This window comes from Streptomyces sp. NPDC057565 (genome assembly GCF_042801455.1).
Taxonomy (GTDB): Bacteria; Actinomycetota; Actinomycetes; order Streptomycetales; family Streptomycetaceae; genus Streptomyces; species Streptomyces yanii.
On record NZ_JBHVFU010000005.1, the window covers coordinates 1 to 22,027 of the forward strand.

Consider the following 22,027-nt stretch of genomic DNA (forward strand, 5'->3'; position numbering starts at 1 on the left):
TTCTTCCGTCCCTGCGGCTTCGCCCGGTCCTTACGGATCTCGAAATCCATCGCACCCCTTGAACTGGGGTGTTGCGACGACCACTAGAACCCAAGCAGGTGGCGGGGAGCCCCTTCCTTCTCTCAGCGGTGGGCCTCCGGTTCGTCGGCGCCGATGTCGAAGCCTGCGCAGTACTCCACTCCCGACTCCGGCGAGACCGGGTCGCCGGTGTCCGCGTCGGTGCAGTAGGCGCTGAAGACCTCGCCGGCGGTGAGCGGTACGAGGCTGCCGCGGGTCAGTCGCCAGCCGTGAACCCGGTCCGGGGTCCCGGGGTTGCTCGTACGGAGGACGAGTCCGCCGTGGCTTTCGAGGGCGACGCCGACGGCGAGGACGGTGACGAACTCTGCCCCCTCTCCGGATTCGAGTCGGGCCGGCCCCGTCGCACCGCACTCGGTGTGGAGGACGGCGAGCAGTTGCTCGTTCTCCGTGGGGGTGCTGCAGACGAGGTGGTGGGTTCCCGGACCCGCCGTTTCCAGGGTGCGCATCAGAAGGTGGGAGGCCCGGTCGAAGGCGGCGCGGCCGATGTCCTGGCCGCAGTCGGCACATTCACCGAGGTCGGCCAGGAGCACCGTGGCGTACTCCCAGGTGGCCTGGCGGACCGCTCGGGAGACGAGGAGCGGGATCAGGGTGTCGATGGGTTGTCCGGTGTAGGCGACGGTGGCTCCGGCAGCCGCGACTTCGGCGGTGAAACGGCTGCGGCTGGCCGGGGCGTCGGGCGCGAGCCCGGATTCGGCGCAGTATTCCGCGTATTCCTCGGGGTCGAAGAGGGCGACCGTGGTGTGCATGCCCTGGGCCGCGAGGATTTTCAGCAGGCCCTCGACCTGCTGCAGATAGACGGTGTGGTCGTCGAAGGTGAAGGTGCGGTAGCGCCGCATGGCCGCGAAGTCCCGCTCGTCGGCCAGGAGGCCGATGGTGCTCGGTGCTTCGCGGCGCAGCGTGCGTCGCATGGACGTGGTGTTCCTGGTGTTCCTGGTGTTCCTGGTGTTCCTGGTGTTCCTGGTGTTCCTGGTGTTCCCTGTGTGCGCCATGACTCCCCCGGTGCGCTGCCGAACATTGCTCACTCAGAGTAATCGCGGGCACTGACAGTGCGGACTGTCAGTGGCGCTTGCGGGCCAGGTCCTCGTAGAAGTGGAGCAGTTCGAGGTTGTCGATCGAGCCGGGGTTGACGGCCTTGGCCAGCTCCGTTCCCTGGAGGAGGCGCTTGACCGGAACCTCGATGCGCTTGCCGGTGAGGGTGTGCGGAATGCCGGGTACCTCGATGACCTCGTCCGGGACGTGGCGCGGCGAGAGGTTGTCGCGGATGGTCTGTTTGATCCGGTCGCGCAGGCCTTCGTCGAGGGCGGAACCGTCGGCGAGGTGGACGAAGAGCGGCATCCAGTACCCCCCGTCGGGCTCCTCGAGGCCGATGACCAGGGATTCGCGGATCTCGGGGAGGCGTTCGACCGCTTCGTAGATGTCGGCGGAGCCCATCCGTACCCCCTGCCGGTTGAGGGTGGAGTCGGAGCGTCCGTGGATGATGACCGAGCCGTGGTCGGTGAGGGTGATCCAGTCGCCGTGGCGCCAGACTCCGGGGTACATCTCGAAGTAGCTGTCGCGGTAGCGGCTGCCGTCCGGGTCGTTCCAGAAGTGGATGGGCATCGAGGGCAGCGGGTTGGTGACGACCAGTTCGCCGACCTCGCCGAAGAGCGGTTTGCCTGCCGGGTCCCAGGACTGGAGGTCCGTACCGAGACAGGGTGCCTGGAGCTCGCCGATGTGTACGGGCAGGGTGGGGACCGCGCCGGCGAAACAGCTGCAGACGTCCGTGCCGCCGCTGACGGAGGCGATCCAGAGGTTGTCCGCGACCTCGTCGTGGAGCCAGCGGAAGCCGTCGGGCGGGAGCGGGGAGCCGGTGGTGGCCACGCACTGGATGCGCGAGAGGTCGAAGTCGCGGCCCGGGTGGATGTCGGCCTTGCGGCACGCCATGACGTAGGCGGCGGAGGTGCCGAAGAGGGTGGCGCCGGTCTGTTCGGCGACGCGCCACTGGGCGCTGACGTCCGGGTAGCCGGGGCTTCCGTCGTACAGCACGACGGTGGTGCCGGTGAGCAGGCCGGAGACGAGGAAGTTCCACATCATCCAGCCGGTGGAGGTGTACCAGAAGAAGCGGTCGTCCGGCCCGAGGTCGCAGTGCAGTCCGAGCTGCTTGAAGTGCTCGAGGAGGATGCCGCCCTGGGACTGGACGATCGCCTTGGGGAGCCCGGTGGTGCCGGAGGAGTACAGCACCCACAGCGGGTGGTCGAAGGGGACCTGCTCGAAGACGGGCTCGGTGTCCGCGGAGGTGAGTGCGGACCATTCGAGGGCGCCTTCGGGGGCGGGGGTGCCGAGCAGCGGGATGTGGACGACGGCGCGCAGGGTGGGGAGTTCGCGGCGCAGTTCGGCGACCGTCTCGGAGCGGTCGTGTTCCTTGCCGCCGTACCGATAGCCGTCGACGGTGAAGAGGACGACGGGTTCGACCTGCTGGAACCGGTCGAGGACGCTGCGGGCACCGAAATCCGGGGCGCACGAGGTCCAGACGCCGCCGACGGCCGCGGTGGCGAGAAGCGCGACGACCGACTGCGGAATGTTGGGGAGGTAGCCGCTGACGCGGTCGCCGGGGCGAACCCCCAGGGCACGGAGTTCGGCGGCGAGGGAGCCGACCTGACGGCGGAGTTCGGACCAGCTGACCGGGACCTGGGTGTGGGTCTCGTCGACATGGAGGAGGGCCGGTGCGCCGGCGCGGAGGGGGTCCTCGGCGGTGCGCAGGGCGTGTTCCGCATAGTTGAGGGTGGCGCCGGGGAACCACTGGGCGCCGGGCATGGTGCGGTCGCCGATGACGGTCTCGTACGGGGTGGAGAACCGGATGTCGAACCAGTCGGCGACGGCCTGCCAGAAGGTGTCCAGTTCGTCGACGGACCAGCGGTGCAGCTCCGGGTAGCCGCCTTCGGCCGGTGCTCCGTACCGCTCGGCCGCCCAGCTCTGGAAGCGGGTGACCGCCGCGGCGGCGATGCGCTCGGGGTCGGGCTGCCAGAGCGGGGCTTCGTTCGCTGCTGAGGTCATGGGGCGGCTCCCTGGCTGTACGGGTACGCGGGGTGGGCGTGTCACGGACGATGCCACGTGATCGTCTTCCGCACCAGGGTTCCCCACCCATGGTTACTTGTCCGGCTATGTGGTCCGGCCACGGGTGAACGGAAGTTGAACGGAGCCCGCTGACGCCTCGTCGGGTGGCAGGGTGAGCTGCATGAACGGTCGTGACCTGGTGCGCTCGGTGAAAATGGTGGGTTCGGTGCGGGGGATGCGCACGGTGCGCTCGGCCTGGCGACGGCAACGTGCGGATGCGCGGGCGCTGTCGCCCCGCGGCCCGGAGCGGGCCAGGGTGCCCGGTCTGCTGGCGGGGGCCGAGCCCGGGCCCGGTGGTGGTGTGGTCAGGTTCGCCCGTTCGGAGCTCTGCATCCGGGTTTCGGCGGGCGGTGCGGTGTTCTGGGCGTGGGACGGGGCGGAGCCGCTGCCGTCGTACGCGCTGCCCGGTCCGGCACCGGAGCCGGATCCGCGTGCCCTGCTGGAGCCGGGCAAGGACGGTGGCTGGCAGGTGGTGTCGGAGCGGCTGACCGTGGTGGTGTCCCGGCACGGGGCGGTGGAACTGCGCACGCCCGGCGGTGTGGTGCTCCGGCGGGAGCTGCCACCGCGATGGTGGGAGCCGGTGGCGGGGGGCTCCGCCCGGTGGGTGCAGCGGTCCGAGCTGCCGGCGGACGCCCGGTTCTTCGGGCTGGGCGGGCGGGGGGCGGGGCCTCGGCTGCGGGACGGTTCGTACGCGCTGTGGAACACCGATCCGGGCGGGCGCTTCGGACCCGGTGACGATCCGTTGTATCTGACGATGCCGGTGCAGGTGGTGGTCTCGGACGTGGGGACGCATCTGGTGTTCCACGACAACACCTGGGCGGGGCGGGTGACGCTCAGCGAGGGCGAGGAGGGCGCGGGGTCCGGGCATGACCGTCCGGGGATGTGCGAGGTGCGGATGGACGGGGGGCCGCTGCGCTGCTGGGCGTTGGCGGGGACGCCTGCCCGGGTGCTTCAGGGCTGGACGGCTCTGACGGGTGCGCCGGCGCTGCCGCCGTCCTGGGCGCTCGGTCCGCAGCACGCCCGCTGGGGGTTCGGGAGCGAGCGGGAGGTCCGGCGGGTGGTCGCCGGGTACCGGGAGCGGAGGCTGCCGCTGTCCGTGCTGCATCTGGACATCGACCATTACGACGGCCATCGGGTGTTCACCGTCGACCGTGAGCGGTTCCCCGATCTGGCGGGGCTGGCGAAGGAACTGCGGGAGGAGGACGGGGTGCGGCTGGTGTCGATCGTCGATCCGGCGGTGAAGGCGGAGCCGGGGAACGCGGTGTTCGATGCCGGTTCGGCGGTCGGCAGTGCCGGGGCGTTCGTACGGGACGCGCGGGGGCGGGCGGTGCACGGGGAGGTGTGGCCCGGGGAATGCGTGTACCCGGATTTCACCGATCCCCGGGTGCGGGAGTGGTGGGGCGGTCTGTACGAGGAGCGGCTGGCGCAGGGGTTCTCCGGGGTGTGGCACGACATGAACGAGCCGGTGTCGTTCACGGCGTTCGGTGAGTCGACGCTGCCGCGGTCGGCGCGGCACTGTCTGGAGGGCCTCGGGGGCGATCACCGGGAGGCCCACAATGTGTACGGGCTGGCGATGGCGCGGGCCGGGTACGAGGGGCTCCGCCGGCTGCGTCCGGACGAGCGGCCGTTCCTGTTCTCGCGTTCCGGCTGGGCGGGGATGCAGCGGTACGGGGGTACCTGGTCCGGCGACGTGGAGTCGGGCTGGCCGGGCTTGCGCGCCTCGCTGGCGCTGGTGCTGGGGCTCGGCCTGTGCGGGGTGCCGTATTCGGGCCCTGATGTGGGGGGCTTCGACGGGTCGCCGTCCCCCGAGCTGTATCTGCGGTGGTTCCAGCTGGGTGCCTTTCTGCCGTTGTTCCGTACGCACTCGGCGATGGACGCGGGGCGGCGGGAGCCGTGGGAGTTCGGGCCGGAGGTGCTGCAGCACGCGAGGGCGGCGCTGGAGGAGCGGGAGCGGCTGCGTCCGTACTTTGTGACGCTGGCGCAGCTGGCCCGGCTGACAGGTGCGCCGTATGTGCGGCCGCTGTGGTGGGGGGCGCCCGGGGACCGGGCGCTGCGGGACTGCGAGGACGCGTTTCTGCTCGGCGACGCACTGCTGGTGGCGCCGGTGCTGCAGCGGGGCACGGATCGGCGGGCGGTACGGCTGCCGCGGGGGCGGTGGTACGACACGGCGACCGGCGAGGTGCACGAGGGGCCGGGGCAGGTCCTGGTCGATGCGCCGTTGTCCCGGGTGCCGGTGCTGGCCCGGGCGGGTGCGGTGATTCCGGTGCGCGGCGCGGACGGCGGGCTGGAACTGGAGGTGTGGGCTCCGGCTCCTGGGCGTACCGGGGGCGGACTGGTGGTCCGGGACGCGGGTGAAGGATGGGAGGAGGCGGAGGTCGAGCGGTACACGTCACGGCTGTCCGGAGGCCGGGTCGTGGTGGAACGGGACGGTGGGGACGGTGAGGTGACCTGCCCGGTGCGGGTGCGCGGGGTGTGATGCAGTCAGCGGTAGCGGTAGCGCCCTTCGAACCAGGCGCGGGCGGCCCGGGTGTGCAGGGGGAAGGCCAGTTCGGCGGGGGCCCTGAGCAGGCTGTGGCCGGCTGTCTCGGCGGTGGGGACGGACGGCGGAAGCTCGGCGGCCGGGCGTTGGGGAAGGAGGCCGAAGAGGAGCAGGTGACCGTCCGGCGCGCTGAGGGCGTCGGCGAGGCGGACGTCCCGCTGGTCGGCCTCGATGCCGGTCTCCTCGCGGAGTTCACGGACAACCGCGTGTTGCCAGTCCTCGGCGTGGTCGATGAAGCCGCCGGGCAGGGCGAGGCCGCCGAGCCGGGGCTCGATGGTGCGGGTGATGACGACGAGCGCGGTGCCCTGCCGGTCGGTGACGGGGAGCAGGGCGACGGCGACCGGGAGGGGGTTGCGGTAGGCGATGTCGCCGCAGGCGGTACAGGTGCGGGGCCACATCTCGGATGCCGGCGAGGGATACGGCGCTCCGCAGCTGCTGCAGTGGGAGCCCTTCATCGGTTGCTCCACCTGTTTCCTCCGCTCGGTCTTCTTTTCTGGCGCGGACACGCGCGGACTGTATCCGATCGCGCTTCCAGGACCCCCATGAGTCATGGATGATGCGCCCATGACAGGTATCGCTTCTGCTTTCCGTGTCCTGGCAGCCACTGCCGCCGCCCTGCTCGCCGTCACCGCCGCCACCCCCGCGGCGCAGGCGAAGACCGAGCCGAAGGCGCCCGAGGAGTTCGTCGCACTGCGTTCGGTGGACCCCACGATCATCCAGGAGATGCGCTATCCCACCGGCCACAACTTCCTGGGCGAGCCGGTCGACGGGTACCGGCAGCCGCTCTGCATCCTGACCCGGCCCGCAGCCCAGGCCCTGCACCGGGCACAGACGCAGCTGCTGCGCCGGGGCTACTCGCTGAAGGTGTACGACTGCTACCGGCCGCAACGGGCCGTCGATCACTTCGTACGCTGGGCCGAGGATCTCGACGACGAAACAATGAAGGGCGAGTTCTACCCCCAGGTCGACAAGACGCGACTGTTCACTGACGGTTACATCGCCGAGAAGTCCGGACACAGCCGCGGCAGCACGGTGGACCTGACGCTGGTGAGGCTGCCCGCCGCGCCGACCAGGCCGTACCGGCCGGGCGAACAACTGGTGCCCTGTTACGCGCCGCAGGCCGAGCGGTTCCCGGACAACTCGGTCGACATGGGCACGGGATTCGACTGCTTCGACACGCTGTCGCACACCGACGACCCGCGGATCCAGGGTGTGCAGCGAGCCAACCGGCAGCTCCTGAAAACGACGCTCACGGATGCCGGCTTCGTGAATCTGGCCGAGGAGTGGTGGCACTACACCTTCAAGCCTGAGCTGTTCCCGGACACCTACTTCGACTTCCCGGTGGCGCAGCGGTCCGTCGCAGGGCACTGAGGCCCGCGGCGCGCGGTGGAACAACAAGTGGCCGGGACCACCCCCGCCGGTCCCGGCCGCTCATCCCCCCCTCTCGGACGCGGACGGGCCGTATCCGGTTGCGCTCCCAGCCATTACGGTGCCCGTATGTCACAGCAGACGTTCCATTCGTACGAAGAGTTCTGGCCCTACTACGTGGCGATGCACTCCAGGGCGGCGACCCGGTGGGTCCATCTGACGGGGACCCTGACCGGGCTCGCGGTCACCGCCTACGGCCTGGCCCGTGGCCGGAAGCGATATGCCGCGGCGCTGCCCCTGATCGGGTACGGCACGGCCTGGCCCGCGCACTTCCTGATCGAGAAGAACAATCCGGCCACCTTTGGGCACCCCGCGTGGTCGCTGCGCGGCGATGTGCAGATGATCCGGATGATGCTGGCGGGGCGCGATGGGGAACTGGCGGAGATCGCCGCCAAGTGGCTCGCCGAGAACCGCTGACCGTGGCACATATCTGACGGCACGTCAGATCCAGAGGCGGGGAAGGGTCATGTCGCACACGCACACACCCGTGGTGACCGGATGGTTCACCGGGGACAGCGTTCGCACGGCGGCACGGCGCGGCAGCGCGGCGCGACGGAGCGGCAGGTTCCGGCGACGCGCGCCGGAATCACCGCCGATCAGGGGCTGTTCGGGCACGGATCGGCGGTCGCCGCGGTCCGCTGAGACCTCCCGCGCCCATCCGCAACGCGCGGAAGCATCCGATCCATGCGTCATGAACTGGGTTTGCTGTCAGCGTTCTTGACGGACGATCAGCATCGGTGAACACTCCTTGCTCAGTCGCTGCCGCCACTCCCGCTCTGCGGCAGTCCGACATGGTCACCACGCTCGTCACGGACAGCCGGGCGGGGCAGCGAGCCTCCCTGCCCTCGGCCTCCGTAGCCATGGAAGCGACCGGCGAGACCCGCCGGACAACCCCCAGGAGCGCCATGAGCAATGGAGACATTTTCGTCGGGGAAGTCATCGGTACGGCAATCCTCATCCTGTTCGGCGCGGGTGTGTGCGCCGCCGTCACCCTCCACCACTCCAAGGCGAGAGCCGCGGGGTGGGTGATGATCGCCTTCGGCTGGGGCTTCGGTGTGCTGGCCGGTGCGTACACTGCGGCCCCGCTGTCCGGCGGGCATCTCAATCCGGCGGTCACGGTCGGCATCGCCGTCGACACCGGGAAGTGGGACAAGGTCCCCCTCTACATCCTGGGGCAGATGGTGGGCGCGATCATCGGTGCGCTGCTGGCCTGGCTCACGTACTACGCGCAGTTCCGCGCCAACGCGGACGAGGAGACGGCCGTGCCGACGCTGGGAATCTTCTCGACCGCTCCGGAGATCCGCAGTCCGGTTGCCAACCTCGGCACCGAGATCATCGCGACAACCGGTCTGGTGCTGCCGATCCTGGCCTTCGGGAAGAACGCCGGGATCGGGATCGGGCCGGTGGCGGAGGCAGAGGCTGGGGTCTACGGCTCCGGAATCTCCGTACTCCTGGTGTCCCTGCTGGTGGTGGGCATCGGACTGTCGCTCGGCGGACCCACCGGGTACGCGATCAATCCGGCCCGTGACCTCGGTCCGCGGCTGGTGCACGCACTGCTCCCGATACCGAACAAGGGAACCTCCGACTGGAGTTACTCCTGGATCCCGGTGGTGGGACCGCTGGTGGGCGGGCTCCTGGCGGGTGTCGTCTTCCATACCGCCTTCTAGTTGCCGTGACCGGCCAGGTCCGCCCCATGAGGAGCGTCGACCGGTGCGTGCGATCGCACGGCGGCCGGACGTTCTCGGATGGGGTCTCCGCTGCTCGACCGGAATTGAGAGCTCGGGGAAGGAGACACCAGGGCTTTTGGCCGACGCGGCGAGCCGGCGTGCCGGGCCGCGCTACGGGGCAAAGCTTGCCCGGAAGGGCACCAGCCATCCGGGTTCCGGTCATCCAGGTTCTGTCACTTCGGATTCTCGACCTTGCGACAAGGGGACGTCATGACGGGCAGTTTTGTCGCCGCCATCGATCAGGGCACCACATCAAGCCGCTGCATCATCTTCGACCAGGACGGCGCGATTGTCGCCGTCGACCAGCGCGAGCACCGCCAGATCTTCCCGAAACCCGGCTGGGTGGAGCACGATGCCGGCGAGATCTGGACCACGGTCCAGGCCGTGGTGGCAGGTGCGCTCGCCCGTGCCGGGCTGCAGGCGCAGCAACTCAGCGCGCTCGGCATCACCAACCAGCGCGAGACGACCGTGCTCTGGGACCGGGCGACCGGGCAGCCCGTCCACAACGCCATCGTCTGGCAGGACACCCGTACGGCCGCTCTCTGCCACGAACTCGGCGGCACGGACGGCCAGGACCGCTTCCGGGACATCACCGGGCTTCCGCTGGCCAGCTACTTCTCCGGTCCCAAGGCCGCCTGGCTGCTGGACCACGTACCGGGGCTGCGGAGCCGAGCCGAGCGGGGCGAGATCGCCTTCGGCACCATGGACTCCTGGCTGATCTGGAATCTCACCGGCGGCACGGACGGCGGGGTCCATGTCACGGACGTGACCAATGCGTCGCGCACGATGCTGATGAATCTGGAGACGCTGGAGTGGGATCCGTCGATCCTCACGGCGGTGAACGTCCCGGCGGCGGTGCTTCCGGAGATCCGGTCGTCGGCGGAGGTGTACGGGACCGCGGTCGGCGCACTCGCGGGGGTGCCGGTGGCCTCCGCGCTCGGCGACCAGCAGGCGGCGGTCTTCGGGCAGGCCTGTTACGAGCCGGGTACCGCCAAGAACACATACGGCACCGGGAGTTTCCTGCTCCTCAACACCGGGAACAGGCCCGTGCCGTCGAAGAGCGGGCTGATCACCACGCTCGGCTACAAGATCGGCGACCAGGCCCCTGTCTACTGCCTGGAGGGCTCGATCGCGATCACCGGGGCGCTGGTCCAGTGGTTCCGCGACCAGCTCGGGATCATCCGGAGCGCCGAGGAGATCGAGACGCTGGCCGCGAGCGTCGACGACAACGGCGGGGCGTACATCGTTCCTGCCTTCTCAGGACTGTTCGCCCCCTACTGGCGTTCGGACGCCCGGGGAGTCATCACCGGGCTCACCGGTTACGTCACCAAGGCGCATCTGGCCCGCGCCGTTCTGGAGGCGACCAGCTGGCAGACGCGTGAGGTCGTCGACGCGATGTACCAGGACTCGGGGGTGCCGATCACCACGCTCAAGGTGGACGGCGGGATGACGGCGAACCGGCTGCTCATGCAGCACCAGGCGGATGTTCTGGGGGTTCCCGTGATCCGACCGAAGATCTCCGAGACGACGTGTCTGGGCGCGGCGTACGCGGCGGGGCTTGCGACCGGGGTGTGGTCGGGGCTCGACGAGCTCAAGACGCACTGGCAGCGCGATGTGGAGTGGGAACCGCGCCTGGAGCCGGAGATCCGTGAGCGCGAGTACGACAACTGGCGCAAGGCGGTGGAGCGGAGCCTGGGCTGGCAGGAGGAGGGCGTCGGCAGCAGGTAGAGGCTCCGTTCGCGGTCCCGGAGGCGGTTGCGGACACGGTCCCGCGCCCGGTTACGGAGTACGCGGTTCCCTCCGCGATCCCGCATCCGGTGGCCCAACGACGCGCGGCCCGTACCCCGGTCGGCGGGGGTACGGGCCGCGTTCAGCCGCTGTGCTCAGGTGGTGGCCGGCTCGCGGAACCGGTCCGCGCGGGCGAGTGCGTGCTCGACGACCGCCACCAGCACGTCCCGTACCGAGGACCGGTCGCGCGCGTCGCACATGAGCACCGGTACCTCGGGGTCGAGGTCCAGCGCCGCCTGCACCGTTTCCGTCGGGAACCGGTCGGCTCCCTCGAAGCAGTTGACAGCGACGGTGAACGGGATCGCGCGCTGCTCGAAGTAGTCGACGGCTGCGAAGCAGTCCTCCAGACGCCGGGTGTCGGCGAGGACGACGGCGCCCAGAGCTCCCTGTGCCAGTTCGTCCCAGAGAAACCAGAACCGGTCCTGTCCCGGTGTGCCGAAGAGATACAGGACCAGGTCCTCGCGGAGCGTGATCCGCCCGAAGTCCATGGCCACCGTGGTGGTGGTCTTGGACTCGACTCCGGCCGTGTCGTCCACCGGGCGGCCGGCCTCGCTCAGCCGCTCCTCCGTACGCAGCGGTCTGATCTCGCTGACCGCGCCCACCAGCGTCGTCTTGCCCACGCCGAAGCCGCCTGCCACCAGGATTTTCAAGGTAACCGGCTCCACGGGCCGCCTGCTGCTGCTAGAGCGCCCGAAGGCCATTGATCACCTCGCGAAGAATGTTCACGTCCGGCAGCTCGGCCGGCGGAACGGGACGGGTCACATGCACCAGCTCGTCCTCGACGAGATCGCCGACCAGCACCCGGACCACCCCGACGGGGAGATCCAGACCAGACGCCAGCTCGGCGATCGACTGGGGCATGTTGCTGCAGAGTTCGACGATCTCCACGTGCTCCGGGGAGAGTGTCTGGTCCCGGCCGGGGTCGTCGGCCACCGGTTCGGGGACGACGATCGCGATCAGGTCGAGGCGGTGGCGGGACGCGCTGCTGGTACGGCCCCGGGTCATCGCGTACGGACGGACCACCGGCCCCGCATCGGCGTCGTACCACCGTGACGACTGCGGGTCGGTGGGAGCGGCCGGGGATCCGGGGGGTGTGCCCCGGGACGAGTCAGCGCTCATGCCCGCCCCTCACCCTCCGGCGGGCAGACCGGGCGTCCGTGGGGCGTTGGCCAGGTGTGCCCCCACACGCTTGACCATCAGTGTCATCTCGTACGCCACCTGCCCCACGTCGGAGTCCGAGTCGGCCAGCACGGCGAGACAGCTGCCGTCACCGGCGGCCGTGACGAAGAGGAACGCCTCGTCGAGCTCGACGACGGTCTGACGGACACGGCCCGCGTCGAAATGGCGCCCGACGCCCTTGGCGAGGCTGTGGAATCCGGAGGCGACGGCCGCCAGATGCTCACTGTCCTCCCGGGTCAGGTCCTTGGACGTGCCGGTGGGGAGGCCGTCACTGGAGAGCACCAGCGCCTTGCGGATACTGCCGACCCGCTCGACGAGTTCGTCGAGCAGCCAGTTGAGTTCGCCGGATCCCTGACGTGTGGCGTTGGATGCTGCGGCGTTCGGTGCGGTCATCGACCGTCCCCTCCCGGAGTGGTTCCTTGTGCTGTCTCACCGGGCCCGGTCGCTTCCTCGGCGTTCTGCCGACGGCCGCGCTGCCAGCCTCGCTGCAGCGATGCCATTCGGCTGCGCACCTCGTCCGCGTCCCGCTCGATGTCCTCGGACGGTTCCGCGCGGGCCGGCTCGGAAGCACGTACGCCGGATGTTTCGCGGAGCTGCGGGGCGAGGTTGGCCTGCCGGATCCGGCGGGGCAGTCCGCCCACGGTTCCCGGGTGCGATGAGGGTGCGGGCGGTGGTGTCGCTTCAGGGGATGCCGACGCGGGTGCGGCGGGCTCGGTGGATGTCCGGAAGCCGGTGGGCTGCCGGGGTTCGGTGGGCCGCCCGGTGACGGCGGCGGAGGCCCAGGCGTCACTGGTGGACTGCCCGGGGGCGGAGGAGGAGCGGCCGTTGTCGTACGAGGGCGCGCCGCTGTCCCCTCCGGTGTCCGCGGGCTCCTGGTCGGTGGTCGTCGGGTGCGCGCGGCCGGCATCGTCGATGCGGCGCCCCCGGTCGGTGACCAGCGTCGGCGACTTGCGTCGGGGCAGCGGCACCGGGCCGCCGGAGCGCATCACCCGGGCATCGGCCGTGGATCCGGAGATCTGGTCGGACGCCTGCTGGTGCTGTCCGTGGTCGGCGTCACGCCGGAGGTCGCGGGCGCGGAAGATGCCACCGCGTTCGCTCTCGGTGTCTTCGATGTCGGACACTCCGTCGAGAACCGGGCCGAGTACGGAATCGAGTACGGGATCCGACATGAAGCCGAGTGCGTCGACCGGCCCTTCGAGTTCGACCGGTCCGTCCAGGACGGTCGGGTCCGCGAGCCCGCTGGGGACCGGAGCGAGTACGCCGGGCCTGGACTCGCCCGGGCGATCGGCTGTCCGCAGGTCCGCTGCGCCGTCCCTGCGGTTCTTGTCGCTGTGCGGCCCCTCCTTGCCGGTCCTGCCACTGCCGATCGCCTTCTCGGCCCGCCGGTCGAGGCGGAATCCCGAGCCCTGCGTATCGACGGCGTCCGTGAGCAGGGCCGCCGGAATGAAGACGACGGCGGTCGTGCCTCCGTACGGCGAGGTCTGCAGGGAGACCCGGACGTTCTGTCGCTGGGCCAGTCGGCTCACCACGAAGAGGCCGAGCCGGTCGGTGTCGGAGAGCTCGAACTCGGGCGTCTCGGCGAGCCGCAGATTGGCGTCCAGAAGGACCTCGGGCGGCATGCCGAGGCCACGGTCGTGGATCTCGAGGGTGAAGCCGTTGGCGACGCGTTCGCCGTGCACCTGGACCGCGGTGTGCGGGGGCGAGAACACGGTGGCGTTCTCCAGGAGTTCGGCGATCAGGTGGGTGAGGTCGGCGACGGCGGGCCCGCCCACGCCGAGGCGCGGCAGCCGGCGGACCTCGATGCGCTCGTAGTCCTCGACCTCGGCGACGGCCGCGCGCACCACGTCCATCAGCTGGATCGGCTTGCGCCACTGCCGGGACGGCGCGACGCCGGAGAGGATCACGAGGCCTTCGGCGTGCCGCCTCATGCGGGTGGTGAGGTGGTCCAGGCGGAAGAGATCCGCGAGTTCATCGGTGTTCTCGGTGCGGCGCTCCATGGCGTCCAGCAGGGTCAACTGGCGGTGCAGCAGCACCTGGTTGCGGCGGGCGAGGTTGACGAAGACCTCGGAGACACCGCGGCGCATGTCGGCCTGCTTGACCGCGGCCTCGACGGCAGCGCGTTGCAGGGTGTTGAGTGCCTGGCCGACCTGGCCGATCTCGTCCTTCTCGTACCTCAGATGCGGGGCCTCGGTCTCGACGTCGACGTGCTCGCCCGCGGCAAGGCGGCGCATCACGCTCGGCAGCCGTACGCCGGAGACCTCGTGGGCGTCCTTGCGGAGCCGGGAGAGGTCCCGGACGAGCTCACGGCCGATGCGTACGGAGACGAAGACGGATACGAGCAGGGCGAGGAAGCCGAGAACGCCCGCGACACCGGCCTTGATCAGAACGCTGTATCCGGCGGGCCTGCCACGGTCCTGGAAGCGGTTGTTCATCTCGGTCGAGTCGTCGGCCAGCCGGTCCAGGACCGGCGGGGCCACTTCCTGCCAGCGTTCGGCGTCGACCGCGCGGGGGTCGTCGGTGGGGCCCGCGGCGACAATCTTGTTCTCCGCGGTGCGCAGCGGCTCGCTCTCCGGGCTCGCCCAGTACTGCTCCACCCGCCGCCGCTCCGCCGCCGGGAGGGCCTCGCTGTTGATCTCGACGAGCAGCTTGCGATTGGCGACGAGGTCGGAGATCTGTCGGAGTTCAGGCGCGTCGAGCCGGCCGGCGACGAGCGCCGAGGCAACCAGCGCGTCCTCCCGGGACAGCAATTCGCGGGCCCGTGAGACGCCGACCAGAGCACGTAGCTGCTTGTCCAGCACCACGTCTTCCATGGTGTGGAGACCGGTCAGGAAGCGGTAGCAGGGGTCGATGAGACCGTTGTAGAAATCGAGTGCCTGATTACGGTCGATGGTGCGCTTCTCGACCGAGTCGCGAAGCGCACCGAGACCTTCGACGGCGCTGAGGATCGAATTGAGCTGCGCTTCGGCGTCGGTGCTCAGGGCGTCGCGAACACTCTTCTGCTGTGCGCTCTTCTTGACGTCCGCCACGACGCGGTCGGTGGCGGCACGTTCGCGGCGCAGCAGGGGAAGGGCGTCGGAGGCGCGAGGGTCCGCGAGGAAGACGAGGGTCTGCCGGCGCTCTTTCTGGACCACCCGGACGGTGTCCTCCAGCGGGTGGCCGACCTTGTCCACGATCGTGCTCGCACCCAACAGCTGGTTGGCCTCGCGGCCGGTCAGGTAGGTGGCGAAGCCCCAGAGGGCGGTGAGGGAGACGAGCGGCACCAGCAGCAACGCCACGATCTTCCTGCGGATGGACTTTCCGCGAAAGCGCATGGCCTCCCCCAGCTCAGCCCCTCGTACGGGGGCGGTGTTCCGTCAATAAACGGCGCGAGCCTACTACTGCCTCACAGACAACTCGAAGGCATGTCCGGACGATTTTCGGCCGGACTGGCAGGCGCTGGGCGTGAGTTGTCCTGGTATCCCGTGAGATGAAGTTCGCGAAAGTGGCAGAAGAGCCCCGCCAGAGCGCCGCATTCCCCCACATGGCAGTTGGCTGGAAGTCTTCGTTTCGTGATGGATCGAGGGAATCTTCACCACGATTCACTCGTCTGTCTGTACGAGGGTCGGCACGGGGTAAGGGATTACGGAGAGGGCGTACGGTAGGACGATCCGGTCCGCATGCGCAGAAGGGCCGCATACCGGGCAACAACCCTGAAGTCGGACACTGGTGGGGAGTTGAAAGTCCTTGGACACGAAAGAGCGTCGGAGCACCGGGGCGCCGGCGGAGGGCGGGACACGGATCCCGCGGCAGCCGCTGTGGGTGGAGGAGCCCGCGGGACGGCGACGCATGCCGGATCCGGTACGTACGTCGGCCGTGCGCGCCGTGCTCATCATGTCGCTGACGATCATCCAGGCGATGGTGGCGCTCCTGGCCACCCTGACGGGCTCGTGGCTGGCCTTCCCCATGGTGCTGAGTGGCGTGGGCAGCACGGTGGTCGCCACCTGGTCGGTGCTGGACGTGTGGGTGACCCGCCAGGTCTGGAATCAGCGCCATGGCGTGGTGTCCGTGCCCAGCAGCTCGGCACGGAAGCTGCGCCGGGAGCGACGTGCGGCCCGTCGGGCGGCGAGGGCCGAGGACCGGGAGGCGGCTCGGATACGCCGCCGGGGCGCGGGCAACCTGTCGCGGGCTTGACCGCGCGTGCCCCGGCGGGACTTCCGACACACGCACTAGCCGGCCGGTGTCCCGGCACCTCTGGGTGACTCGGGGGCCCGTGGTGCGTCGGGGGCTTCGGCTGCCACTGATGCGTCGGGCGTCGCCGGTGTGCGCTTGAACATGCGGGTCGCGGTGATCTCTCCGTGCACCGTCTCGCCGTTCGGATCCTGCTGCGGCAGGCCGGGGCGCAGGTGCTCCTCCACGCTGATGTACTTCAGGCCCGCCCTCAGGTCCGCATCGTTGCGCAACCGGATGACCAGCGGGAATTCGGCGAGCGCCGTGGTGTCGAACAGTCCCGTGGTGTAGAGCAGTTGCACGCCGAGGGCGTCCGACACCGCGCGCTGGAGCTCCAGCAGATACGTGGCGTTGGCACGGCCGATGGGATTGTCGAGGAAGAGCGTGCCCGCGTGGCGGTGCTGGTGCCGGTCGCGGCCCCGGTCATTGCTGCGCAGAGCGGCCATCGTGCAGTACAGCGCGATGGCGGCGGTCAGCAGCTGGCCACCGGAGAAGACATCGCCCATCTGTCCGACCGGGACGCGTTCCGCGCGGAGCACCGCGTCCGGCTTGAGGATCTCCACGGCGATGCCCTTGGGCTCCAGCGCCGCCTGTACGCCGCGCAGGAGGAGGGACATGCCGTCCCGCCGCAGGTCGGAGTTCTTCTTGAGGGCGGCGCGAGTGGCCTCGTCGATGACGTCGCCGAGCCGCTCGGTGAGCGTCGCCTGGTCGGGCTCCTCGAATCGGATTCGCAGGAACTCCTGTCCGGACCACTCCCCCAGGCCCTCGGGCAGCTGGGAGAGCCGCTGGGCGGAACGGAGGGTGGTGAGTGCGGACTCCACGAGTCCGCGGAGCCGGTCGACGATGGAGTCGCGGTTGCGCTCCAGCTGGGCCAGCTCGTCGGTGAGGACGCGGAGCCGGGGCGCGAAGGCGGCGGCCCACTTCTCGGCGTGCTCGGGCAGTGCCGCGGCCGGGAGTTCGCGGATCTGCTGCCGGGCGGGGGTGCGGACCTGCTCGTAGCGGGTGGAGTTGGCGTGCCGTACGAGGACGTCGCTCGCCTCGCGCACGGCGCTTTCGGCGGCGGAGAGGTCTGCGGTGCAGCCGCGCAGCGAGCGACGGGCCTCGGCTGCGGACTGCCGGGCCTCGTCGAGGCTGCCGGGGTACGGCTCGGGGGCCTCCGGGTCGTCGTCGGCGCCGTGGTCCCTGAGAAGGTCGCGCAGCAGGGCGGCGGTCTCGTCGAAGCCTCCGGCAGATGCCTCGGCGGTGCGGTGGGCGTGGAGCAGTTCGGCGTGGGCGGCGCGGGCGGTGTCCAGGGCTCCGGTGGCGGTGCCGAGTTCGGCCGTGGCGGTGCGCAGGAGGGTCTGGGCCTGCTCGGCATCGGCGGGGACCAGCTCGTCGGGGAGCTCGGTGTGGTGGGTCTCGCCGTCGACCGGGGCGAGGCGCTCGGCCTCGCCGCGCAGCCGGCCGAGCTGCTCGCTCGCGGCGGAGGCACGGGTCTCCAGGAGCTGGACCAGGGATTCGGCGCGGGCGGCGGCCGCCTGGCGCGACGGGCCGTCGGCTCCGTCGGTGCCCTCGAGGAGCTGGGCGGCGCGGCTGCGGACCTTGTTGGTGAGCCGGTCCAGTTCGGCGAGGGCGGCGCTCTCGTCGCTCTCGGCCCGGGCCTGTTCGGCGCGCAGGTCGGCGCCGACGCCTACCTTCTCGTACAGCTGGGATGCGGCCCGGTAGGCCTCGCGCAGCGCGGGGAGGGCGGGGCGCGGGGCGTCGCCCTCGGGCTCAGGGAGGTTCTCCGGGGCGCCTGCGATCTCCGCGCGTTCGGCGCGCAGGGCTCGGGCGGTGCGGCGGGCGTCGTCGGCCGCCCGCTGGGCGGCCCTGCGGTCCTCGTCGGCGGCGCGGGCACGCTCCAGGCAGACGGTGGCGCGGGCCTCGGACTCGGCCGCCTCCTCGACCAGTTCACGCAGCCGTGCCTGCCATCGCGAGCGTTCGCGGAGCCGGTGGGCCAGGCCCGCAAGGGCGTCGGCGACGCGGCGGGCACGCTGGGCGGCCTCCTGGCGCTCGTCGCGGACGCGGGCGGTGTCCGCGGCGGCTTCGTCGGCCTCGGCGCGCGCCGAACGGGCCTCGGCGAGCAGGGCCCGGGCCGTCTCGGCGGCCGTGCGGGCGGTACGGGCGGCCTCGGCAAGCTCCGCGAGCATGCCGGGCGGGCAGTCGGCGCGCCAGGAGCCGATGCGGGCGGCGAGGGACCGGTCCCCGGAAAGGCGGGCCGCGAGCGTGCGGATGTCCTCGTCGCGGTCGGCGGCCCGGCTCCGCAGCGCCTGGCGTTCCTCGTCGGCGGCAAGCTCGTCGTGCATCGCCGGGTTCGGCGGGACGAGGAACACCCCGTCGGTGCTCGGGGCGGAGCCGGTGCCGGGGGCGGGCACGGGGGCGAGCAGTGCGGCGGTCGTGCCGACGGCCACTGCGGAGCGCGGCAGCAGGGCGGCGCCGCCGAGGACTTCGCGGGCGCGGGCGTGCGAGTCGGCGTCGGTGATGATCACGCCGTCGACGAGCTCGGGGCGAGCGGCGAGCACCGCCGCGTGGTCGGCGGGGTCGACGGCCTGGGCGAGGTAGCGCCAGCCCGGCAGGGCCGGGATGCCGTGCTCACCGAGGTATTCGACGGTGGCGAGCACGTCGGGTCCGGGCGGCAGCAGTCCGCCGTCGCCGAGTGCGCCGAGGATGCGGGAGTCGTCGGCCGCCGCGGTGCGCAGTTCGAAGAGGCGGCGTTCGGCGGCGGCGATGCCCTCGTCGAGCAGCCCCCTCAGCTCGTCGGCGCTCCGGTCGAACTCCTCCGCGGTGAGCGGCTCTTCGGCGATCAGGGAGTGCTCGCCCTCGCCGGTGCGGTCGGTGACGAGTGCCTGGCCGGAGACGGCCTGCCGGTCGGAACCGGCCGCGGCGGTGCCGGAGCCGGTGCCTGCTCCCGCTCCGTCCTCGCGCCCGCCCTGGGGCGCCACGCCGTGCGGTGCCGCGGTGCCCGGTTCGCCACCGGTGGCTCCGCGACGGGGCCGGGGCACACCCGCCCCGTGGACCGGGGGGAGGCCCAGCAGGTCGGCGAGGCGGTGGTCGGCGGCGATCGACTCGGCGGCCCTCAGCTCGGCCTCGTACGACTGTTCCGCCGCCTGCGCACCGTCAGCGGCGCGCGCCGCGGCGAGCTCGGCGCGGCTCTCGGCGGCCGCCGCTTCCCTGGCCCGGTCGGCTGCGGCTCCGGCCGCTTCCCGTGCGGCGTTCCAGGCGGCGACGGTGGACTGCTCGGCGTCGCTCGCGGCGAGAGCGGCCCGCGCCGGGTCGGCGTCCGGCGCGGTGTTGTCCAGCCAGCCCGCCCGTACGGCCTCGGCGGTCTCCTGCTCGACCTCGGCGAGGCGCTGGCGCAGATGACCGGCCTCGCTGCGGGCGCGCTGGGCCTCGGTGGCGGCGGTGGTGGCATCCCGGTGGGCGGTCTCGCCCGCGGCCTGGAGGGTGTCGGAGCGCTCCTCCTCCTCGTTGGCCAGCTGCTCTCCGGCTTCCGCGGCGGTATGCAGAGCGCGTACGAGGTCGGCGGCGGCGGTGGCGCGGGCGGCGAGCGCGGGTGCGGCGTCGCGTTCGGCCTCGCGGATGGCGACGGCGACGCGCGCGGACCGGTCGGCGGCGGCTCGGTGACGCAGCACGGCTTCGGCGGCCTGCCAGGCAGCGTGCAGGGTGCGGGCATCGACCAGCTCGCGACGCTGGGCGGCCGCGCCCTTCTCGGCTCCGGCCAGGGCCAGGGAGGCGTGCCGGTAGGCCAGTTCGGCGGTGATGAGGGCGCTGCGGCTGCGGGCCTCCTCGGCAGCGGTGACCGTGTGGGCGGCGCCCGTCACCTGCTGGGCGAGGTCGGCGGTGCGGCCGCGCTCCTGGGCGGCCCGGGCGGAGAGCCTGCGGGCAAGGGTGCGGGTGCGGCGTTCGGCGCCCGCGTGGATGTCGCGGGTACGGGAGCGGGTGCCGGTGGCCTCGACGATCCGGCCGAGCAGGTCGACGGAGCCTGCGGTGAAGTCGCGTTCCGCGGTCAGTTCGGCCCGGCGGCCCAGCTTGTTGCCGAAGCCGCTGACCAGATCGGCGAGACCGTCCGTGTCGCGGGTGTCCGTGACGGCGCGGAGCAGCAGGTCGGTGAAGTCGGAGTCCTTCTTGACTGCGAAGAGCCCGGCCGCCTCGCCCTCGTCGGCGTTCATCTCGCGCTGGTAGCGGAAGAGTTCCGGGTCGAGGCCCAGATCGCCGAGGTGCTCGTTCCACCGGTCGTGGATCTCTTCCCAGTGCACATCGAGGTGCTGGTAGAACTTGCCCGCGTCCGTGAGGGCGTCCCGGAAGCCCTTCATGGTGCGGCGCCTGCCCCGGGCACCGGACGCGCCTTCGACGGGCCGGCCGACGGCGACGGCCTCGGCGACCGGCAGCGAGTCGAGGCTGAGACCGGGTCCGGGGCGGAAGGAGTACCAGGCCTCGGCGAACTTCCGCGGGTCGTTGGAGACCTGCCGTCCGCGCCACTCGCTGACCTTGCCGACGACGACGCACTCGCCCGTGAGGGTGTGCTGCCACTCCAGGGCGACATGACCGCAGTCGTCGGCGAGCAGGAACTTGCGCAGTACACCGGAGCTGGCGCCGCCGAGGGTGTTGCGGTGGCCGGGCAGCATCACGGAGAAGATCAGCTTCAGCAGGACGGACTTGCCGCCGCCGTTCTCCAGGAAGAGCACACCGGCGGGTGCCGGGCGGCGCGGCGGGCCGACCGGCTCCTCCTCGAAGAACTCCGCCTGGGCCGGCGCGGGGTTGGGCACGGGTTCGCCCACTCCGCGCAGGTCAAGCACGGTGTCGGCGTAGCGCGCACCGGCAGGCCCGATGGAGTAGAGGCGGACCCGGGACAGCTCGTACATGGCGGCGGACTCTCGTCGTTCGGAAAGCAGGAGTGGGGCGGCGGTGGGGGTGCTCAGGCGTGGAAGGGCAGACCGGCGTCGGCCGCCAGCTCCAGGTCGTCGCCGTCGGGCGGCGGCAGCAGTGTCGCCGTTCCGTCGGTGACGGGTACGACGCCGAGTTCAAGGAGTTCGGCCATGGCGGCGGTACCCGCCATGTCGCGTACCTGCAGCTGATAGCGGGCGGTGGTACGGAAGGCTCCTCCGGAGTCGTCCCCGGTGCGCTGGAGGAAGCCCGAGTCGGTGAGGAAGGCGACGGCCTTGCCGACGATGCCGGTGGTGGATCCGGCCAGCCGCCGGGCGTCCTTCGTCGCGCCGGTGGCGCTGCGCCGGGCATAGATCCGCCAGGCGGCTTCCAGCCCTGGGACGTCAGTGGCCGGGTCGGTGTTGTCGCCGTGTTCCGCGGCCCGCTCCTCCAGGCGGTGGCAGGCCTGGCGTACGAACGCGTCGATGCCGTTGACCGTGATCCGGCCGATGTACGCGTCGTCGGCGAGATCCTCGGGGCGCGGGAAGGCCATGGCGGCGACGGCGAGATGGGCCAGCCCGTGCAGGAAGCGGTCGGCGGAGTCGGAGGAGGCGCGGCGGGCGTAGTCGCCCATGCGGACGGCGAAGACGGAGTCCTCGCCCGCCGTCACGGCCATGCCGGCCCGGGTGGAGACCTCCAGGACGACGAGACCGAGTCCGGTGGCCACGGCATCGGCGAGCCGGGCGAAGGGGGTCTCCTCCCGGTAGCGCCGGAGGAGCTCGGCGTATTCGGCGTCGCGGGCGGGCATCAGCTTGGGCTGCAGCCCGAAGGCGACGAGCCGGGCGGCGTCGGCCGCGTCGGCCGGGGTGACGGCCGTGGGTGCCGCAGTCTCGTGGGCGGCGTCGCCCTCGGTCGCGGGCCGGGCGGTCGCGTACCCGGCGGTCGGCTCGCTCCACGCGTCGGTGTGCTCTGCGCGGTGGTCGCTCACGACGGTCGCTCCTCGGTGCGGGATCTCGGTGGTACGGGGTGGGCGGCGCCGGCTCTCACGGCGTCCGTACGGAAGGGTGCGGGCGGAACCGCGCATCCGGAGGTTGCAGCCCTGGGGCGT

General features: G+C 71.4%; 17 protein-coding genes. 8 read left to right on the top strand and 9 right to left on the bottom strand.

What is annotated here, in order from left to right:
- Positions 1 to 122: 122 nt before the first annotated feature.
- A complete protein-coding gene (locus tag ACFU8W_RS12470; RefSeq protein WP_384035369.1) occupies positions 123 to 986 on the bottom strand; it encodes a hypothetical protein in 864 nt (287 codons plus the stop codon).
- Between ACFU8W_RS12470 and ACFU8W_RS12475 the strand changes: the two genes are divergently transcribed.
- The gene (locus ACFU8W_RS12475) at positions 985 to 1,122 is read left to right on the top strand and encodes a hypothetical protein (protein WP_384035372.1); all 138 of its coding nucleotides are present in this window, start codon (positions 985 to 987) and stop codon (positions 1,120 to 1,122) included. The two genes, ACFU8W_RS12470 and ACFU8W_RS12475, sit on opposite strands and share 2 nt — an antisense overlap.
- Positions 1,123 to 1,134: 12 nt before the next feature.
- Here the strand turns inward: ACFU8W_RS12475 and ACFU8W_RS12480 are convergent, their stop codons facing one another.
- A complete protein-coding gene (locus ACFU8W_RS12480; protein WP_384035375.1) occupies positions 1,135 to 3,111 on the bottom strand; it encodes an acetoacetate--CoA ligase in 1,977 nt (658 codons plus the stop codon).
- Positions 3,112 to 3,292: 181 nt separating this feature from the next.
- Between ACFU8W_RS12480 and ACFU8W_RS12485 the strand changes: the two genes are divergently transcribed.
- Complete coding sequence (locus ACFU8W_RS12485) at positions 3,293 to 5,647, top strand: glycoside hydrolase family 31 protein (RefSeq protein WP_384035378.1); 2,355 nt, start codon at positions 3,293 to 3,295, stop codon at positions 5,645 to 5,647.
- Between the two features lie 5 nt (positions 5,648 to 5,652).
- On the opposite strand, the gene ACFU8W_RS12490 is transcribed toward ACFU8W_RS12485, so the two are convergent.
- Positions 5,653 to 6,165, bottom strand: a complete 513-nt coding sequence (locus ACFU8W_RS12490) for an NUDIX domain-containing protein (RefSeq protein ID WP_384036190.1) — start codon at positions 6,163 to 6,165, stop codon at positions 5,653 to 5,655.
- 109 nt (positions 6,166 to 6,274) lie between these two features.
- Here ACFU8W_RS12490 and ACFU8W_RS12495 point away from each other — a divergent pair, with 109 nt between their 5' ends.
- The 5 genes from ACFU8W_RS12495 to glpK all read left to right on the top strand — a co-directional run bounded on the left by ACFU8W_RS12495 (position 6,275) and on the right by glpK (position 10,593).
- Positions 6,275 to 7,081, top strand: a complete 807-nt coding sequence (locus ACFU8W_RS12495; protein ID WP_384035381.1) for a M15 family metallopeptidase — start codon at positions 6,275 to 6,277, stop codon at positions 7,079 to 7,081.
- A 126-nt stretch (positions 7,082 to 7,207) separates the two neighbouring features.
- Entirely contained in the window at positions 7,208 to 7,555 is a 348-nt protein-coding gene (locus tag ACFU8W_RS12500) for a DUF962 domain-containing protein (protein WP_345511880.1), read from the top strand.
- An 81-nt stretch (positions 7,556 to 7,636) separates the two neighbouring features.
- Positions 7,637 to 7,780: a hypothetical protein gene (locus ACFU8W_RS12505; RefSeq protein WP_384036242.1), complete on the top strand. Its 144-nt coding sequence runs from the start codon at positions 7,637 to 7,639 to the stop codon at positions 7,778 to 7,780.
- A 263-nt stretch (positions 7,781 to 8,043) separates the two neighbouring features.
- Positions 8,044 to 8,805 (top strand): MIP/aquaporin family protein, encoded by a 762-nt coding sequence (locus ACFU8W_RS12510; protein ID WP_384035384.1) that lies wholly within the window; start codon positions 8,044 to 8,046, stop codon positions 8,803 to 8,805.
- Positions 8,806 to 9,075: 270 nt separating this feature from the next.
- The gene (glpK, locus tag ACFU8W_RS12515; RefSeq protein WP_384035387.1) at positions 9,076 to 10,593 is read left to right on the top strand and encodes a glycerol kinase GlpK; all 1,518 of its coding nucleotides are present in this window, start codon (positions 9,076 to 9,078) and stop codon (positions 10,591 to 10,593) included.
- A gap of 155 nt (positions 10,594 to 10,748) precedes the next feature.
- Here the strand turns inward: glpK and ACFU8W_RS12520 are convergent, their stop codons facing one another.
- Genes ACFU8W_RS12520 through ACFU8W_RS12535 form a run of 4 tightly spaced genes read right to left on the bottom strand, consistent with a single transcriptional unit; the run spans position 10,749 to position 15,143 of the window.
- Positions 10,749 to 11,354, bottom strand: a complete 606-nt coding sequence (locus ACFU8W_RS12520) for an ATP/GTP-binding protein (RefSeq protein ID WP_384035390.1) — start codon at positions 11,352 to 11,354, stop codon at positions 10,749 to 10,751.
- The gene (locus tag ACFU8W_RS12525) at positions 11,335 to 11,772 is read right to left on the bottom strand and encodes a DUF742 domain-containing protein (protein WP_345511884.1); all 438 of its coding nucleotides are present in this window, start codon (positions 11,770 to 11,772) and stop codon (positions 11,335 to 11,337) included. The genes ACFU8W_RS12520 and ACFU8W_RS12525 overlap by 20 nt, the downstream gene beginning before the upstream one ends.
- Before the next feature lie 9 nt (positions 11,773 to 11,781).
- On the bottom strand, positions 11,782 to 12,225 hold the full coding sequence (locus ACFU8W_RS12530) for a roadblock/LC7 domain-containing protein (protein ID WP_327247502.1): 444 nt from the start codon (positions 12,223 to 12,225) through the stop codon (positions 11,782 to 11,784).
- Positions 12,222 to 15,143, bottom strand: coding sequence for a nitrate- and nitrite sensing domain-containing protein (locus tag ACFU8W_RS12535; protein WP_384035394.1), 2,922 nt, complete (start codon positions 15,141 to 15,143; stop codon positions 12,222 to 12,224). The genes ACFU8W_RS12530 and ACFU8W_RS12535 overlap by 4 nt, the downstream gene beginning before the upstream one ends.
- Positions 15,144 to 15,555: 412 nt before the next feature.
- Between ACFU8W_RS12535 and ACFU8W_RS12540 the strand changes: the two genes are divergently transcribed.
- Complete coding sequence (locus ACFU8W_RS12540; RefSeq protein WP_384035397.1) at positions 15,556 to 16,002, top strand: hypothetical protein; 447 nt, start codon at positions 15,556 to 15,558, stop codon at positions 16,000 to 16,002.
- A gap of 35 nt (positions 16,003 to 16,037) precedes the next feature.
- Here the strand turns inward: ACFU8W_RS12540 and ACFU8W_RS12545 are convergent, their stop codons facing one another.
- Both ACFU8W_RS12545 and ACFU8W_RS12550 read right to left on the bottom strand, forming a co-directional pair.
- The gene (locus ACFU8W_RS12545) at positions 16,038 to 20,918 is read right to left on the bottom strand and encodes a hypothetical protein (protein ID WP_384035400.1); all 4,881 of its coding nucleotides are present in this window, start codon (positions 20,916 to 20,918) and stop codon (positions 16,038 to 16,040) included.
- A 53-nt stretch (positions 20,919 to 20,971) separates the two neighbouring features.
- Positions 20,972 to 21,907, bottom strand: coding sequence for a hypothetical protein (locus ACFU8W_RS12550; RefSeq protein WP_384035403.1), 936 nt, complete (start codon positions 21,905 to 21,907; stop codon positions 20,972 to 20,974).
- Positions 21,908 to 22,027 lie beyond the last annotated feature (120 nt).

Excerpts from the sequence above, each read along its gene's own strand:
- ACFU8W_RS12505 (WP_384036242.1), top strand. The coding sequence starts at position 7,637 with ATGGTTCACCGGGGACAGCGTTCGCACGGCGGCACGGCGCGGCAGCGC.
- ACFU8W_RS12475 (WP_384035372.1), top strand. The coding sequence starts at position 985 with ATGGACGTGGTGTTCCTGGTGTTCCTGGTGTTCCTGGTGTTCCTGGTG.
- ACFU8W_RS12485 (WP_384035378.1), top strand. The coding sequence starts at position 3,293 with ATGAACGGTCGTGACCTGGTGCGCTCGGTGAAAATGGTGGGTTCGGTG.
- ACFU8W_RS12545 (WP_384035400.1), bottom strand. The coding sequence starts at position 20,918 with ATGTACGAGCTGTCCCGGGTCCGCCTCTACTCCATCGGGCCTGCCGGT.
- ACFU8W_RS12470 (WP_384035369.1), bottom strand. The coding sequence starts at position 986 with ATGCGACGCACGCTGCGCCGCGAAGCACCGAGCACCATCGGCCTCCTG.
- glpK (WP_384035387.1), top strand. The coding sequence starts at position 9,076 with ATGACGGGCAGTTTTGTCGCCGCCATCGATCAGGGCACCACATCAAGC.
- ACFU8W_RS12525 (WP_345511884.1), bottom strand. The coding sequence starts at position 11,772 with ATGAGCGCTGACTCGTCCCGGGGCACACCCCCCGGATCCCCGGCCGCT.
- ACFU8W_RS12510 (WP_384035384.1), top strand. The coding sequence starts at position 8,044 with ATGAGCAATGGAGACATTTTCGTCGGGGAAGTCATCGGTACGGCAATC.
- ACFU8W_RS12490 (WP_384036190.1), bottom strand. The coding sequence starts at position 6,165 with ATGAAGGGCTCCCACTGCAGCAGCTGCGGAGCGCCGTATCCCTCGCCG.
- ACFU8W_RS12500 (WP_345511880.1), top strand. The coding sequence starts at position 7,208 with ATGTCACAGCAGACGTTCCATTCGTACGAAGAGTTCTGGCCCTACTAC.
- ACFU8W_RS12530 (WP_327247502.1), bottom strand. The coding sequence starts at position 12,225 with ATGACCGCACCGAACGCCGCAGCATCCAACGCCACACGTCAGGGATCC.
- ACFU8W_RS12535 (WP_384035394.1), bottom strand. The coding sequence starts at position 15,143 with ATGCGCTTTCGCGGAAAGTCCATCCGCAGGAAGATCGTGGCGTTGCTG.
- ACFU8W_RS12520 (WP_384035390.1), bottom strand. The coding sequence starts at position 11,354 with ATGGCCTTCGGGCGCTCTAGCAGCAGCAGGCGGCCCGTGGAGCCGGTT.
- ACFU8W_RS12495 (WP_384035381.1), top strand. The coding sequence starts at position 6,275 with ATGACAGGTATCGCTTCTGCTTTCCGTGTCCTGGCAGCCACTGCCGCC.
- ACFU8W_RS12480 (WP_384035375.1), bottom strand. The coding sequence starts at position 3,111 with ATGACCTCAGCAGCGAACGAAGCCCCGCTCTGGCAGCCCGACCCCGAG.